At 57.1% G+C, this 15,720-nt stretch carries 12 protein-coding genes; 5 read left to right on the top strand and 7 right to left on the bottom strand.

Annotated elements, in window-relative coordinates; translation table 11 throughout:
- Window positions 1-28: 28 nt before the first annotated feature.
- On the bottom strand, window positions 29-307 hold the full coding sequence (locus P3T16_RS26795) for a hypothetical protein (protein WP_429344573.1): 279 nt from the start codon (window positions 305-307) through the stop codon (window positions 29-31).
- A 347-nt stretch (window positions 308-654) separates the two neighbouring features.
- On the opposite strand from P3T16_RS26795, the gene P3T16_RS26790 reads away from it, so the two are divergent.
- Window positions 655-2,319, top strand: a complete 1,665-nt coding sequence (locus P3T16_RS26790; RefSeq protein WP_429344572.1) for an acyl-CoA synthetase — start codon at window positions 655-657, stop codon at window positions 2,317-2,319.
- Window positions 2,320-3,630: 1,311 nt separating this feature from the next.
- The gene (locus tag P3T16_RS26785) at window positions 3,631-4,659 is read left to right on the top strand and encodes a LacI family DNA-binding transcriptional regulator (RefSeq protein WP_429344571.1); all 1,029 of its coding nucleotides are present in this window, start codon (window positions 3,631-3,633) and stop codon (window positions 4,657-4,659) included.
- A 20-nt stretch (window positions 4,660-4,679) separates the two neighbouring features.
- On the opposite strand, the gene P3T16_RS26780 is transcribed toward P3T16_RS26785, so the two are convergent.
- From P3T16_RS26780 to P3T16_RS26765, 4 genes are read right to left on the bottom strand one after another with little or no spacing between them, the layout of a single operon-like run.
- Window positions 4,680-5,153 (bottom strand): MaoC family dehydratase, encoded by a 474-nt coding sequence (locus P3T16_RS26780; protein WP_429344570.1) that lies wholly within the window; start codon window positions 5,151-5,153, stop codon window positions 4,680-4,682.
- Entirely contained in the window at window positions 5,153-5,587 is a 435-nt protein-coding gene (locus P3T16_RS26775; protein ID WP_429344569.1) for a MaoC family dehydratase, read from the bottom strand. The genes P3T16_RS26780 and P3T16_RS26775 overlap by 1 nt, the downstream gene beginning before the upstream one ends.
- A gap of 17 nt (window positions 5,588-5,604) precedes the next feature.
- On the bottom strand, window positions 5,605-6,807 hold the full coding sequence (locus P3T16_RS26770) for a CaiB/BaiF CoA transferase family protein (RefSeq protein ID WP_429344568.1): 1,203 nt from the start codon (window positions 6,805-6,807) through the stop codon (window positions 5,605-5,607).
- Between the two features lie 34 nt (window positions 6,808-6,841).
- Window positions 6,842-8,125: an MFS transporter gene (locus P3T16_RS26765; RefSeq protein WP_429344567.1), complete on the bottom strand. Its 1,284-nt coding sequence runs from the start codon at window positions 8,123-8,125 to the stop codon at window positions 6,842-6,844.
- A gap of 334 nt (window positions 8,126-8,459) precedes the next feature.
- Here P3T16_RS26765 and P3T16_RS26760 point away from each other — a divergent pair, with 334 nt between their 5' ends.
- Window positions 8,460-9,593 (top strand): glycoside hydrolase family 88 protein, encoded by a 1,134-nt coding sequence (locus P3T16_RS26760; RefSeq protein WP_429344566.1) that lies wholly within the window; start codon window positions 8,460-8,462, stop codon window positions 9,591-9,593.
- 31 nt (window positions 9,594-9,624) lie between these two features.
- Window positions 9,625-10,404 carry an enoyl-CoA hydratase/isomerase family protein gene (locus tag P3T16_RS26755; protein WP_429344565.1) on the top strand — a complete coding sequence of 260 codons (780 nt, stop codon included), beginning with the start codon at window positions 9,625-9,627 and terminating at the stop codon, window positions 10,402-10,404.
- 457 nt (window positions 10,405-10,861) lie between these two features.
- On the opposite strand, the gene P3T16_RS26750 is transcribed toward P3T16_RS26755, so the two are convergent.
- The gene (locus P3T16_RS26750; RefSeq protein ID WP_429344564.1) at window positions 10,862-11,125 is read right to left on the bottom strand and encodes a transposase; all 264 of its coding nucleotides are present in this window, start codon (window positions 11,123-11,125) and stop codon (window positions 10,862-10,864) included.
- Window positions 11,126-12,680: 1,555 nt separating this feature from the next.
- Here P3T16_RS26750 and P3T16_RS26745 point away from each other — a divergent pair.
- On the top strand, window positions 12,681-13,775 hold the full coding sequence (locus P3T16_RS26745; protein ID WP_429344563.1) for a hypothetical protein: 1,095 nt from the start codon (window positions 12,681-12,683) through the stop codon (window positions 13,773-13,775).
- A gap of 1,527 nt (window positions 13,776-15,302) precedes the next feature.
- On the opposite strand, the gene P3T16_RS26740 is transcribed toward P3T16_RS26745, so the two are convergent.
- Complete coding sequence (locus tag P3T16_RS26740; protein WP_429344562.1) at window positions 15,303-15,533, bottom strand: hypothetical protein; 231 nt, start codon at window positions 15,531-15,533, stop codon at window positions 15,303-15,305.
- Between the last annotated feature and the right edge of the window lie 187 nt (window positions 15,534-15,720).

The following is a 15,720-nucleotide window of genomic DNA, read 5'->3' as shown; positions in this document are numbered from 1 at the left end:
AACAGCTTTCGTGGCTACGGTCGGTTTACTACACGCCCGGCTTTGCGTAGCGAGCCGTGCTGATTTCCCCCTCTTCATCATTCGGGTCGCTTCCCGGTTTCCCCCACTCAAACGCCTGCTCGTTGATGCTCCTTACGTCTCCAGAGATGCTTCCGGGCACCTTTTCGACGCGAATTTTTGCCCCTGCTTTATTCAGGGAACATTTCGCTGAGAGCGTCTCGATGCGATGCTGCTTGTATATCAACGCTTCGGCATGCGCGCTCCCCACGACACCATTGCCAGCGATGCAGAAATTGTGCGTTCGCAACCCACCTCTCAAACGTCCCAACGGTTTGCCTGGAATGAGCGCGCGCCCACCGCTTCGAACAGCAAGTCCCTCACACGAAACCGGCGCCGACTGCAGTCGTTGATCTTTCACGGCATGAACGGCGGCGCAGCTTGCGTGGACTGAGATTTACGGGCCCGGATGCTTCAGCCCGCGTCGACGACGGACTTCGCAATCAGTGGTTCGCGCGCACAGTGAAATCTTGTGCGGCCGGCCTCTCCGGGAGTTTGCATGAATCGTTGATCGTAAGGTTCGAGCCGTCTACTATCGTAGATAGGTCTGTTGTACTAGTGCGAAAATCATGAAGAAAATAATATGGAGACACCCCCATGCAAGCAGAAGTTATCCGTTCCGTGCCGGCCTATGCCGACGCGGTGGCCGGGTTCAGCATCGAAACGGCCGTCGCGCATCTGTGCGGTGATCTCGAGCGCGGCTTGAACGCGTGCGTCGAATGTTGCGACCGATACGCAACCAACGACGCAACGTCGCTCGACTGGGTCGGCGTGACTGGTCATCATCGTAGTTTCAGCTTCGCGCAGATGCAGGCGCTTTCGGCACGCGTAGCCAACTTGCTGGTTGCACACGGCATAAGGCCCGGCGATGTGGTGGCTGGCCTTCTGCCGCGCACGCCCGAGCTTGTTGCCACGATTCTCGGCACGTGGCGCGCGGGTGCGGTCTATCAACCGCTTTTCACTGCTTTCGGACCAAAGGCGATCGAGCACCGACTGCACATGAGCGGCGCAAAGCTTGTCATTACCAACACAACCAACCGGGGCAAGCTCGCCGGTATCATCAGTTGCCCTCAGATCGGGACAGTACTCGAGTCTGGCGAGAGTCTGCCTGAGGGAGACATCGATTTCCGCGACGCGCTTGAAGCGCAGTCTGCGACATTCGAGCCGGTAATGCGCAAGGGCACGGACCTGTTTCTTATGATGTCAACGTCAGGTACAACGGGACTCCCCAAAGGCGTGCCGGTACCACTGCGGGCCTTGCTGGCATTCAGCGCCTATATGCGTGACGCCGTTGACCTACGTCCTGATGATCGATTCTGGAACATTGCCGACCCAGGTTGGGCCTACGGACTCTACTACGCGATCATCGGACCGCTGATGCTCGGCCACGCAACTACGCTGTACGAAGGCAGCTTCACCGTCGAAAGCACGTGCGACATCATTGAGCGACTGGGCGTCACCAGCCTTGCTGGCTCTCCGACAGCATATCGGCATTTGATGGCGGGGGGTGCGGACGTCGTCGCACGCATCAAAGGAAGACTGCGTGTCGTCAGTAGCGCGGGCGAGCCGCTGAACCCGGAGGTCGTCCGCTGGTTCGATTCGGCAATCTCTGCGCCCATCCATGATCATTACGGTCAAACCGAGCTCGGCATGGTAGTGAACAATCATCACGGACTCTTGCATCCCGTGCAGCCCGGCTCGGCGGGATTTGCGATGCCAGGTTATCGCGTTGCAGTGCTTGACGACGATAACAACGAACTTCCGTCGAACCAGCCAGGGGAGCTCGCGATTGACATCGCACGCTCGCCGCTCCTCTGGTTTTCTGGATACTGGCGTCAGGAGACACCAGCAATCGCAGGTGGCTACTACCGTACCGGCGACAATGTCGAGTTGGAACCCGACGGGAGTATCAGCTTCATCGGGCGCGCCGACGACGTAATCACTTCATCGGGGTATCGCATCGGCCCATTCGATGTTGAAAGCGCGTTGATCGAGCATCCGGCCGTTTGCGAAGCAGCAGTCATTGGAGTCCCGGACGCCGAACGCACAGAAATCGTCAAGGCGTTCGTTGTACTGTCGCGGGATTATGGGGCTAGCCCTACGCTGGCCGACGAACTGAGCCAGCACGTAAAGCGACGGCTATCAGCACACGCATTTCCACGTGCAATCGAGTTTGTCGACGCATTGCCAAAGACGCCCAGCGGCAAGATCCAGCGCTTCATTCTGCGCCAGATGGAATTCCAAAAAGCACCTCACACGTGACGCGTCCCATGGTCAGTCTGCGGACTCACCCTGTACTCAATGAGATTTGCGATAACAGACAGCTACGGTGCGCCACGTACAATACTCTCTGCCAGGTTGATGTAGCGACGATGCGCCACATGTGAGACTGGCGCATCCGTCAAATAGTTTGACGATGTTGCCTACACTAAGCGCAGCTTTTTTGCTCGTCTATCTCTTGTTTACGTTGGGGCATGGGCCGTTCCACAAAACCTTTTTCTCAACGGAAGATCTCTCGCGAATACGATGTTCGGATACGTCCATGGCACGGTTGACCAAAAAAACCCGGTATCCAGCGGACACACTGGATACCGGGGTTACAAGGCCGGCGGACGACTGTTCGGGAGCAAGAACAACAGTCTGGAGGTTTATCCGCCAAGTGCAAAGTAACAGGGTTTTCTGGAACGCGCTCAAAACCTGCCTTTTCTGCGTAGAGCACAATGCAAGCGAGAGGTCGCAATGCGCTGTGCGAGTACCAAGCAAGCGCTACTGCGCGCTAGGCTAGTAAATTGAGACCTGAAATCGATCCAATCGTAGCTCTGCGCTGGACGAGCCATAACTCGAACTGTCGCCAGTCGCCGGGGAGAATCTGGAGTTACTCCTGTTCCTGCAACGCTGATTCCACACTCCACAGTTGGCCCTGTCTGAATCTATCTCGTTTCTCCCTGGATCTCACTCTCCGCGCCACGATGGCAATCGCGTCTGACCGCCCTCCTAACGTGTTGAGCTTGGGGATGACAAAGTGCATCGAAGGGCGCGATACCGCTTCACGCATCATTTCTGCGTCCATGGAGTCATTCCTGGTGCTCTTCACAAACGACACGAAGTGGAGCGGCATGAGCTTGACCACGCGCCCCGAACGTGGTCAGTTTGCGAGCCATGTAGTGCGCTCCACGCCGTGCTTCGCATCAAGCGCGCGATAAGTCGCCGCCCATTACACGCATCGCTCCCTCAGCAGACTTTCGCTCATGAGCGTTGATCCAGCTTCCGCTATGACCAGCAGCCGGCGAGATCACCGTGTCGACTCGATGCGGCTCTGGATGTTCGAATCCATAATGATCGACTCTCAGACAAATGCACTGCCAACCGACGCCAAGCACGCGCGCCATGCGCCGTCGTGGTGAAAACGTTGTCATACCTGCTCGCCAAATCGGGCGAATGCGACGCGCTCTCGTGGTACTCTTTAATCAATTTGCGCCACAATGTCTTTGTACTGGCCACATGGCAGCGTTTCATTGCGGCGCGATTTTTCATGACATGGCTACCTAAATTCAGACAACGATTGCAAGATCCATGGCCCCGATTAGCTTAAATGATGTCGCTCGCGAAGCTGGATGTTCCGCTTCCACGGCGTCCCGCGTCCTACGCACGCCGCACGTCGTGCGCGATGAAGTTGCGCAGCGAGTGCTCGCGGCGGTGCGCAAACTTGGTTACACCCCTAACAACGCAGCACGTGCGCTTCGTTCCCGCCGCACACGAATGATCGGTGCCGTGCTCCCTACGCTGGAGCATGCCATCTACGCGCGCCTCGCCAATGCGCTGGAAATCCAACTCGCCACGGACGGTTACTCACTCATCGTAACGACCTCCGGCTTCGAGGCCCGTAAAGAACTGGAGCAAACTCAACTTATGATTGAACGCGGCGCGGAAGGCGTGGTGTTGGTGGGTGACGCACACGACCGTGCGCTCTACGAGTTTCTGAGTCTGCGCAACGTTCCGTATATCAACACTTACGTCTATACGCCCCAAGCAACTCATCCCTGTGTGGGCTTCGACAATAAGCGTACGGCGAAGCAGGTCACCGAATATCTACTGAGTCTCGGCCATACCGAGATCGCCATGCTCACTGGCGTGCGCAAGGACAACGACCGCGTGCGTGCGCGTATCGAAGGCGTCGAGGAAGCATTGAAGGAGCATGGCCTCGCGATTGCCCGGGAACGTATCATAGAAGGCCCGTACGCGATCACGGCAGGACGCAACGGCATGCGAAAGCTCCTGAATCTTGCAGTGCGCCCGGAAGCCGTTATCTGCACGAGCGACATTCTCGCGTTCGGCTGTTTGGCAGAATGCATGGCGGCGGGTATTGCGGTGCCACGCGAGCTGTCAATCACAGGCTTCGACGATCTCGACTTCGCCGCGCATCTGAATCCGCCGCTTACGACGATGCAGGTTCCCGCAGTGGAAATGGGCGAGCAAGCTGCGCGCTTCCTTGTCGATATGCTGGAAGGCAAGTCGCCGCTCGACAAGGTCGAACTCGAAGCGCGACTCGTCATTCGCGGTACGACCGGTCAGCCGGCCGCCTCGAAGCTACGCAGCTCGTAATCAGTCACACAGCCATCGATCTACTGATTGCTTCTGCGCACCATCATCGTCGTGATCTTGCCCGTTTGCACGCACTCGCGACGCTGATTGAACACGTCGATCGCCAATACAACGATGCCACGGTCCGCGCGCTTCGTTTCGCGCCTTGATTCCACGCGCATCGTCGCGGTGATGCGGTCGCCACTGACCACCGCCTGCTTGTAATCCCATGTCAACGAAAGCGTGGCGACCGCTTGCAGACGCCACGCGCAACGCATTTTCATTGCATCGACCAGCGCGACAATCAACAGGCCATGCGCGATGCGCCGCTCGAAACCGAGCGCGCGCGCCGCTTCGTCATCCGTGTGAACCTCGTAGAAATCGCCGCCGACGCCCGCGAAGGCGACGATGCTCGCGTCGGTGATCGTCACGCCGCCCAGGTCGATCGAATCGCCCACATTCAGATCGTCGAAATAGCGGCCCACCGTATTCGTTACTTGACCTGTTGCATTCATTAAACGGCCACCCATTTGAGAATGTGCTCGGCCACGCAAACCAGCTGGCCATCCTGATTGACGATACGGATATCCGCCACCGTTCGGCGCCGTTCCGCGTCGACATCGCGAATCGTATAGTCGAGCTTGAGAGTCTCGCCCGCGAAAACAGGCTTCAGGAAACGCACGCGGTCGTAGCCGAGCGACACCGGCGTCTCGCTCTCTCGCACACCGCCCACGCGCTCCACGATTGCCGTGGAGCACGCCGACATATACGCCACCATCAGCGTGCCGTGCGCGATTACACGGCCATAAGCGCTCGCGACCATCGCCTGCTCGTCGACATGATTCGGCGAATGGTCGCCACTGACATCTGCGAACGTACGAATGGCATCGGCGCTAACGCGCTTTTCGAGCGACACCGTGTCGCCCGCGCTCAGGTAAAAATCGCTCATCGCCGTGTTCGACGGCATCAAGCCGACACGGCCGCTTGCGCGAGGCCACGTCCAGACACCACGCCCGCATCCGCGAGGGACTGAATCCGCTCTCCCTCGTAGCCGAGTTCTTCCAGAATCTGCCGCGTATCGTGGCCAATCTCGATCGCCAGATGCCGCACTGCGGGCACTTCCCCATCGTAACGCAGCGGATGATTGATCAGAGTCGCCTTGCCACTGCGAATGTCGACGGTTTCGAATACGCGGTTGTGCTTCGCCTGGGGGTTGTCACGCAGGTCGCTATAGTCCTGCACGGGTGCCCACCACATGGCTTTGGCATCGAGCGCGGCGGCCAATGCGTCGAGGTTGTACCGCTTCACCGCGCTCGCCGTCGCGCGCGCGTACGTATCGCGCTCTTCATACGGATTGCAATGGGCGAGCGCACGCAGGCCGTCGTCGTCGAGTGCTTCGGCAAACACGGTCGGATCGTTCAGCGAGATCGCTACCGCGCGATCGTCCGCCGTGCGATAAATGCCGTAGGGTGCCTGGTGAAACCACGTCGACAGATGCGCATCGCGCTCAAACACCGTCGCGTTCTTTTCGGCGGTCAGATAGTTGGTAATGGCTTCGGCCTGCAAATCAATGCCCGCGTTGAACAGATTACCTTCGACGCGTGTGCCCTGCCCAGTCTTCATGCGCTTCACATAGGCACCGAGAATGCCCATTGCGAGCAGCGCGCCGCCGTGTTGGTCGCAGATCGCGGCGCCGACCGCCGTCGCTCCGCCTCCCGATGCCGCCACCAGCCCGGTACGCGCCTGAATCATCAGGTCCTGACCGGGCATGTCGCGCATTGGGCCGGACCCGCCGAAACCACTTGCCGAAGCGTAAATGATGTCGGGTTTGCGCGCCTTCACCGCGTCATAGCCGAGACCGAGGCGATCGAGCACGCCAGGACGGAAGTTCTCGACCACGGCATCCGCCTCGTCAATCAGCTTCATCGCGATCTCGATGCCTTCCGGCGACTTCAGGTTGAGCGCGATGACGCGTTTGTTGCGGTTGGCGCAGAGGAAGAATGCGCTGACGTCTTCAATGAACACACCCGCGCCGGACCAGTGCCGCTCGTAAGCGCCGTCGCGCGCCTCTATCTTGATGACGTCCGCACCCATGTCCGCGAGATACTGAGTGGATGCCGGCCCTTGTAGATAGTGACAAAAGCTGACGATGCGCATACCTTCAAGCATTACATTCTCCAGAAAACGACAGATTAACGTTGGGTCACGACGCAGAGGTCGTTGCAAGCGGCAACGATGAACTTGCGTGAACGCGTCGCACGCTGCTTGCCAACGCGACGGCTACGATTAATGCGCCGCCCATGAACAGATACGAGGTCGCAGGATCGCCAGTAAGGCCGGTCAGATAACCCACTGCGTAGGAGCCGAGGAACGAGCCCAAGGCGCCCACGCTATTGATCAGTGCTAGCGCTCCGCCTGCCACAGTGCGCGGCAGGACCTCAGGCGCAATCGAGAAGAACGGCGGGAACACCACATACATGGAGATGCCGGCAAGCGTCAAAAGGGCAAACGACAGCCAGAAATTCGATGGGCCCACAAAATACAGCGCGAAGAACGACAGGGCTGCGATCGCGAGCGGCACCGCGACGAACAGCTTACGGTTTTGCATGCGATCTGACATCCATGCGACCGGCAGCATGCACAACACGGCGCCGAAGTACGGCACAGCGGACAGCCACCCGGTGTTGACCATGCTCAACGTTGCACCGTGTCTGAGGATAGACGGCAACCACAACAGGAAGCCGTAGAAGCCGAGACTTTGAAAGAACAGTACGCCCGCGAGCTTCCATACCGCGAGCGTCTTGAACGCATCACGATAATTCTTGACTGGCGCGAGATCCTTCTGCTCGTCCGCCAGTGTGTTCTCGATCGTTGTCTTTTCCTGATCGGTCAGCCAGTTCACCTGCGAAGGCTTGTCGCGTACGACGACGATCCACACGAACGCCCACAGCACCGCCGGCAAACCTTGCGCAATGAACATTGCGCGCCAGCCCCACGATTGCACGAGATAGCCGGAAACAACGGACATCCAGAGGATGGTCGCAGGATTGCCGAGCAGAAAGATCGTGTTCGCTCGCGAGCGCTCCCGCCTCACGAACCAGTTGGACACGTACACAAGCATGCAAGGCATGACTGCCGCCTCGACGATGCCTAGTGCAAAACGCACGGCCATCAACATCGGGACGCTGGTAACGACACCCGTCAGAGCAGCGAGTCCGCCCCACGCGATCAGACTGAAAAAGATCAGGCGACGTACGCTACGCCGTTCCGCGTACATGCCTCCGGGGATCTGAAAGAAGAAATAGCCGAGAAAGAACAACGAGCCAAGCAACGAGGAAGTCGAGCGACTGATGCCGAGATCGTGATCGATGCCCGCCGCTGCCGCAAAGCCGTAGTTCGCTCGATCGAGGTACGCGAGACTGTACGTGATGAACGCGACCGGCAGAATAATCCACCATCGCTTGATAGGAAGGGGTGTTGCGGCCATGTCTTGTCTCCTTGTGTTTTGGTTTGCTGTCGAATCGGCCGCGATACGCGAAAAAGCGCAGTGCATGACTGGACAGATTTATGACAACGATTGCAGACAAGATAGGTCTTGTTTGGCATCGTTGTCAACGAGGCAGTCGATAATTTAATGCTCTCGTAAACCCTAATTTATCGGCAGAACCCGTCATAAAAGCCATTCCCCTGCGGCAAACAAGTGGGTCACGTCAATTTCATGGGACTTGCCTTCGTTGAGAAATTCCCTCAGAGTGACAACGTTGTCACACATTTATCCCGGCTCAGCGACACGCCGGGACGCACCTGTACGAGGAGAAGATATGAGCAACTGGTTGACCGACGGCATTGAAGCGGCCGTGAACAAGGTTGACGCCCAGGCAAGCCGGGGCGGCGACTTCCCGCATATCACGCAGGACGGAAAATGGTGCACGACGCCCGATGGCGTATGGACCGGCGGATTCTGGGCGGGCCTGCTCTGGCTGGGTTATGAAGCGCAAAAAAGCAGAGCACTGTTGACAGCTGCAACGTCGCTCACAGACCGGCTCCTGCCGCGCGCCGCCGACGCCGTCAACCATGATCTAGGCTTCATGTTCTATCCGAGCGCAATCAAAGGCTGGCGGATCACGGGCGACGAACGGTATTTCAACGCCGCGCTTAGCGCAGCCAATAGCCTCGCTACGCAGTTCAACCCGCAAGGCGGCTTTATTCCCGGCTGGGGCTTCTTCGGCGGGGAAGACTGGTCGGGTTCGGTATTGATCGATACGCTGATGAATCTGCCGCTGCTCGTATGGGCCGTCAATCATGGCGCAGATGAGCGCCTCCTCGACGTCGTGCATCGTCATGCCAAAACCGCGCTCGCCAACCATCAGCGCGTCGACGGTTCGGTCTTTCACGTGTACAAATTCGACCCCGCTGACGGCACGCCGATTGCCGGCGATACCTATCAGGGACTCGATGCGTCGAGCGCCTGGTCTCGCGGACAGGGCTGGGCTCTAGGCGGCTTCGCGATGCTGGCGGATATGACGGGGTCGCAGGAATATCTCGCGGCAGCACAGCGCGTCGCGAGCTATGTGGAGAAGCGCCTGCCGGAAGACTTTATCCCGCCGTGGGATTATTCGGCAGGCGCTTCAGCGGTCAAGGACTCGTCGGCCGGCGCGATCACCGCGTATGGCCTTATCCGGCTTTGGGATCTGACCTCAGACGCGCGTCATCTCGACCTCGCCGAAACGATGCTCAAAGCGCTTTGCTCGCACTGCCTGATACGGGACGAGCGCGCGCCGATACTCGCGCATGCAACGGCGGATCTGCCGCACGGCCTGGGCATCGACGAATCGACGATCTACGGCGATTATTATTTCCTCAAGTCGCTGCTGGCGCTGCGCGACATCAAGGATCAGCACGAACAACGTGAAAACGGCGCGCATGGTTCGCTCGTGCAGACATTGGCCGGCTAACTGGCGACAAGACATTGACCGGAAAATCATCATGGAAACAATCAGGCAGGAACGTTTCGGTGCGGTTACCGTACTCACGCTCAATCGCCCCGAGCGGATGAACGCGCTCAGCAAGCCGCTACTGCAAAGCCTCGACAACGCGTTGGTCAGTCTTGGCAACGACGCTCACACGAGCGTCGTCGTGCTGACAGGCGCAGGCACGAAGGCATTCTCCGCAGGGGCGGACATCAACGAGCAGCGCGATTTTTCGCCCGACGACGCGTACGCGCATATGCGCTGGGGTCAGGCGATTTTCGACCGTATCGAGGCATTTCCGAAGCCGACGATTGCCGCCATCAACGGCGTCGCATTCGGCGGCGGCCTCGAACTGGCGCTCGCGTGCGACCTGAGGATCGTCGCGGACACTGCGCGGCTCGGCTTACCTGAAATCACGCTTGCGAGCTTCCCTGGTTGGGGCGGCACGCAGCGGCTGCCTGCGCTCATCGGTCCATCGCGGGCGCTGCGGATGATGTTCGTGGGCGATTCCGTCTCTCCTGAGTGGGCGCTCAATGCGGGGCTGGCCAACGACGTAGTCGAAGCGAGCGCACTTCTCGATCACACGCTCATGCTTGCGAATCTGATCGCACAGAATTCGGGCGAAGCCCTCGCGACGTTGAAGTCAGTCGTTCGCATCGGGATATACGATGGTCGCGCAGCAGGACTAGACGCGGAAGCCCGAGGTGTAGGCGCGCTTTGGGGAACATCTGCGCAGAAAGAGGCACAGGAAGCCTTCTTTGCCCGTCGGAAGAGCCCTCGAGCTAGCGGCAATTGAACAGAACACTGCGGCCGCGCCGAAGGCGAGTGCAGCTCGCTGCGCAAGGCAGCAGCTGCAATGCAGCCCGAAGCTGAGCGAGCGACATTCAAAAATGGCTGGACCAGCCGACGTCACGCTTAATTCAACTCGGAGCAGTCTCTCGATTTACTCCAATGCAGCCGTTTGGAGCCTGCCCTCCCCGCGTCGCTCAACATGTCGACAATTCTTCAGGATAGACAGCCGGAGTTGTTTCGGAAATTTCTCGCGGGGTAGCTATCGATGTCAGCCACCATGTCACACTCTTCCGCCAACCAATTCTGACGCGAGACGGATCAACGCCTGCAAGAACGATGAACGAGTCCTCCACCGCGAGGACTCGTTCGCTGTCTGGCAACCGCAGGGACATTCCCGCCAGTCAATCGATCCAGTTATCCACGCTTCGCAAGTGCCAGTTTCTTCGCGATATTGATTTTTTTCAGCCTTCGCAGACCTGCAGCTTGTCGAGTATCCTGGCCATAAGACCGGCCCGTTCCCATTGTAACCATTTGATGTAGCACGTCTGTGATGGCGGAAAGTATGTGGGCAGCCGATGCCATTTCTCGTTCTGAGTGATAACCCAAAGAATTGCGTTCAGAACATCCCGTGGATCACGAGCTTGGTGACCAAACCGCTGCTTCGCGTCGTGTGGCAACAGATGGCTAACACGTTGCCATGCCTCGTCGGAGAGAGGAATATCCATCAAGTAAACCCCTATTCATCGAACCACATTCCGCGTGTAATGCTCTCGTAGATACACTCCTTGTCGAATTCTAATGAAGATTTGCTTTATTATCCACATAATAGTGATTGCTTTATGCCATTCTGCGAAGGCATAGAGTAAAACCATATAACGGTGAGCAGCAGCTTTAACAACGGCACGGTCGTTTTGAGATGATTCGCGTTTTTTCTCAAGAATTCGCACTTCATGATGCCGGCACGCTCTCTGTATTCGACGAGGGGTCGAATCGCCTCGTCTAATACCGCAGGCCGTACGCAACTTATCCCCAGTTTTTGTTAGCAAAGCTGTGGATATCTCAGCCAAACCACTGCTAAGCTATTGATCTGACGAAAGATTCTATGAAGTGTGCGTTATGAACGCAGAGCCCCATATCCAACGATATGTCTTCGCCCGGCGAAGCTCGTAGCGATGGCAATCTCGAAGGTTTCCACTCAAGTGAATGCCGGCTGCCATGTGATACTCACTCGTCTTTCCAGATTAGATTGTTCGAATCAAATGAAATAATTGGTCGACTTTATTAGCCAATAATTATCATTAAACAGTCGCATTAGCCGAGACGAGGACGCGCTCACGTCGGGAGTGCCGTCTTCGCACACTCCATGGCTGCTGCTTGGTCAAGCTGGCAAGAGCCGCCGCGCTCAGGCGTCGACTATGACCTCGATAGGCAACGATGACTGATCGGGTCGAGTGGGATGCGATTTGCGTACGCCGGTCCGGCGTGCTTATGTTGCTCACACGCATTGGCATCGCCGCTTCGCCTGGATGCCGGTGGATTGACGCCGGCGAAGTACGAACTGATGGCCCGCGTACAACGGGATGTAGGACCTCCCGAGGAGCCTGCTGATAGCGATGGCTGGGATTTATGCGACATTGACGATGGCTCTCTTGGATTTACTCCCATCCATACAGAAGGCTGGCACCTATCGTGGATGATTACGATGCATTTAGCGCAGCCGGACACGCTGCCCGAAGGTGACTCGCAGCTTGTGCAGCGAAATCTGGCCGAGGCAGCAGCGAGAATGCTGGCAATGCACGTAGCTGGAGAGTCTCACGAAGAACAATGAACGTCGGCAGATCATTGCTTGACGTATGTATTCGTCCTGCCAGCGAAACTGGTCGTCCGCCGCACGACAGTGGAAAATCTCCAGTTCGACAAGTCAGTGCAGCCTGGGAGTGGGCCCGCACGCCGACCCAGGCGCCCGGTCCAGATGGGATATCATGCCTCCATTCTGGCTTCGCAGCTAGAGAATGTCGATAGCACAAACGTGCAGCGCATCCCTCACGCTCGCGGAAGGCAGTGCTTTGGGGGCCCGCTGCTTTCGACACACACGATTGGCCGAAATCTCCCGTCACTGGCGGGCGAGCTGCGGCTCCAGCGCAACTACAAAATCGACTTTAAGACCAATGTACGAGAAAGAATCTGATTAGGATGCCATGAGCGAGCAGATCGGACTTCCCGAAACGCTTCTGCGCTCGCACGCCCGCGCACAGGCTCCGATTTTTTCGCCGGAGACAAGTGCCCTGCTGCAGGCAGCTCGAAGACGATCCGCAGCGCGAAGCGAAACTGCGAGAAGAATTTCACGCAGGCAATCCAGCCGCTTTGATAGTTGCTGCGAGAATCGAGTTTGCCGAGGGAAAAGAAGATCGATGGTTCGCCTTGATGCACGCGGCATTTAGCAAAGGAAGCGGACAAGCAGCTTTTGAGCTGGCGGATAATTTCGAGAAATCCAATCCGCAGGACGCGCTCTCCCTGTATGCCGATGCGATTGAACGGGGCCATCTCGGGGCGCGATACAAAATTGTCAACCTGCTCAGAGCGCATCCGCCCGAACGTCTCGGCATCAGATCTGATCAGCATTCTGCATCACTTGCGAAGTATATTCCTCTCGCCGACGAACTGGTCAAACGGGAAATCTTCGATGTATTAGTAACGGGTTCTCATCCGGTCCAGTTTCTCGAAGAGCTTGGTATTCCATGGGGCACAGGAACTTTTTTTCTCGTGCGCTGGAAAGACAAAGAGTTTGCTGTCACCGCCAGACATTGCATCAGCGCGTCAAAAGCAGACCCGAATCATGCTCGCCTGATCGTGCCGGACCGTCAAGGGCCCGTTCCTTTTCTGGGGCATTTCACACCAGCTGGCGAAGAAAAGCACATTGACGACGAACGCGATATCTTCATGTGGGAAGTTGGAGGACATACCGAGGAGAAAGATTCTGGCTGGTGGTCGTGGCGCATGGACCATCTGTGGAAGCCCGCCAGCGAGTTACGAGCAGGACAGAAGATATTCATAGTCGGATATCCCAGTATCGAAGAGCGCGTTGATTACGAAGGCAGAAAACTGGATCCGCACTGTCTCGTCATTCGGGGCGATCTCGCTGACGGCTCGCTAGCAGGTCTGCTGGCCGTAGATTGTGCCGAATTCGAGGTCACTGTTGATGGCGTTAGTGGTGGCCCAGTATTTGCGATGTTTGATGGCATCTATTTTTTCGTCGGCATGGCTGTACGGGGAATTGCGGAGGCCCGGCGCGTTTATTTCATCGACGCCACTCATGTCATTGCGGCGATGGACCAGGCGGTGGCACAGCTAGCAGTTCTGGCAAGCCACCCGTGAGCTCGGTGGTGTCTCTCTTCACGCTTGGGCGCGCGGCCATGTCCCCAGATCGAAACTTAGCCACACCTCTGCCCCATCAATTCAAGGACCGTAATGGAAAACGATGCATGCCAACGCATCTCGCTGTAGCTCGAAGACGTTCCTCCGCTCGACGAAAATAATGATAGCTCAATCGCTAGTCCTTCAGCCGATTTATGGCGACAAGCTATCTGCGCTGCACAGGAAGGCGGCTTGCTGATCTGTGTGGGCGCCCCGCGTTTCCGGGAGGAAATTACACGGAACCCAATTTGCCAGCAACCGTCTCCTGATAAGGATGGCTGTTGATGCGAAGTGCCGTGTGAAGTAGTCCGTCAGCAATCGAGGACTTATAATGGAAATCCTTAACGCATCAGATGCGGACTAGATACAGATTACCGGCCAGACATCTGACCTACCACAATCGAATCCTGTCAGCACCCAGAACTCTCCAAGCGACCCGGTATTGTGAGAGGACGCCTTGGGTGACGATGTCGATTGAGCGACGTCACCGGAACTATGTAGCATTTTGAACGAGAGAAAACGAACGTGGATCCACGGATAATTATTGCTACGCTTGGAATTGTGGTCGTTCTGCTGGTAGCTCGTGGGCTTCGATATTTCGCTGGAAAACTCGCCAAGGGCCGTCCAACCTGGGCGGTTATTGCGTCGTCCGTCGTCCTTGCGTTGTGCGTGTTCGCCGTGATGAACCACTTCAACGTCGGCGGAATCGTGGACTGTTTGCAGGGGAACACGCTCGCGGCCTGCACTTCGGCGGACACACTCCCCAAGGTTGTACAACCGCAGTAGCCTTGAGCGGACTGAGTCGATAACGACCTTCATCAGGGACAAACGTTACGGCGGTATCTTGTCTGCGACCTGGTGCGATAATCACGCCGCTAGGTTCACGTCAGTTTAAATAACCGGGTTGATGCGGACGAGTGACACACGCGGAGTCGCCATTGGCGCAGCCACTCACGCAGGAGATCCATTGCCATCTCGTTCAAGATACTCTAGCTCGTCTTCATCATCCCGACGACATGAACTTTATCAGCGGCCGGACATTTGACCATCTGCGCAGCATTCTGCCTGCGGCGCGCTGGGCGCGGAAAGGACGGAGCCCCTCTTTCTCCAGTTTTCGAAGCCCTGCGCAACAAGATTTTTGCACCCACTCCGACCAATAAAACCGTGGTCCTGTCAATGAAACGGCCGACCTTTGCGAGGTCGGCCTACGGGTCTTTCCGCCCACCAGTCCGGACTGTCCTTCGCTGACATTTCCAGCACTAAGTATTGCGCCTATTTTTCCCTCTCTTGACGACACCTTGTAGCAAGGCAACAGATTTATTAGCCATAGTCCTCGCACCGGACGGGTGCCCTTTCCGCAATTCCTTGTTCGCGTCCTTTAGGTCAGGTTTTGTGGGCGCCTTTGTTATTTCTTTACCCTTTGAAGACATGCTGATTCTCCGTAGCCGATACTGCTTGCTACATGATTTTCGGTGGGTCCCCCATGTCTCAAGAAGACTTACAGTCTGCCTTGCGCCAGTGCGCCGGATTGGGGCGATCTTGACGGTGCCGTTCGCGTGCTACGTGAACCGTGTAGCCTTTTGCGCAAGCCCATTTTTCGCCATCGAGTTGCGTACGGAAGCTTTCCACTTCTTTTTCGTTGACGATCACCACGTGGTGCGTAACACCGTGATCTTTCTGATCCGATTTCGGTCTATATTCAACATAAGCATTGGTCATGGTTCTTCCTTCTTCATGATGGCAAGCGATAGGTAGCGAGTGTTGCGTAACTTATGCAACGCGAAGTTATGCGCGCCTAGATTGCGAGCAAACTCACAAGAACTGCATCGCTGTATACCCGCAGACTTGTCGCAGTTAGTGGCCACCCTCTATGAAATTTGTTCACTCGAGTGAACAATGGCTGAGC

It is taken from the genome of Paraburkholderia sp. GAS42, from assembly GCF_050436565.1.
In the GTDB taxonomy this organism is placed as follows: Bacteria; Pseudomonadota; Gammaproteobacteria; order Burkholderiales; family Burkholderiaceae; genus Paraburkholderia.
Note: the sequence above shows the minus strand (reverse complement) of the source record. Positions and strands in the feature narration are given on the sequence as shown.

Coding starts and splice junctions, on each gene's coding strand:
- P3T16_RS26750 (WP_429344564.1), bottom strand. CDS start 11,125: ATGGATATTCCTCTCTCCGACGAGGCATGGCAACGTGTTAGCCATCTG.
- P3T16_RS26765 (WP_429344567.1), bottom strand. CDS start 8,125: ATGGCCGCAACACCCCTTCCTATCAAGCGATGGTGGATTATTCTGCCG.
- P3T16_RS26775 (WP_429344569.1), bottom strand. CDS start 5,587: ATGAGCGATTTTTACCTGAGCGCGGGCGACACGGTGTCGCTCGAAAAG.
- P3T16_RS26755 (WP_429344565.1), top strand. CDS start 9,625: ATGGAAACAATCAGGCAGGAACGTTTCGGTGCGGTTACCGTACTCACG.
- P3T16_RS26770 (WP_429344568.1), bottom strand. CDS start 6,807: ATGCTTGAAGGTATGCGCATCGTCAGCTTTTGTCACTATCTACAAGGG.
- P3T16_RS26760 (WP_429344566.1), top strand. CDS start 8,460: ATGAGCAACTGGTTGACCGACGGCATTGAAGCGGCCGTGAACAAGGTT.
- P3T16_RS26790 (WP_429344572.1), top strand. CDS start 655: ATGCAAGCAGAAGTTATCCGTTCCGTGCCGGCCTATGCCGACGCGGTG.
- P3T16_RS26785 (WP_429344571.1), top strand. CDS start 3,631: ATGGCCCCGATTAGCTTAAATGATGTCGCTCGCGAAGCTGGATGTTCC.
- P3T16_RS26740 (WP_429344562.1), bottom strand. CDS start 15,533: ATGACCAATGCTTATGTTGAATATAGACCGAAATCGGATCAGAAAGAT.
- P3T16_RS26780 (WP_429344570.1), bottom strand. CDS start 5,153: ATGAATGCAACAGGTCAAGTAACGAATACGGTGGGCCGCTATTTCGAC.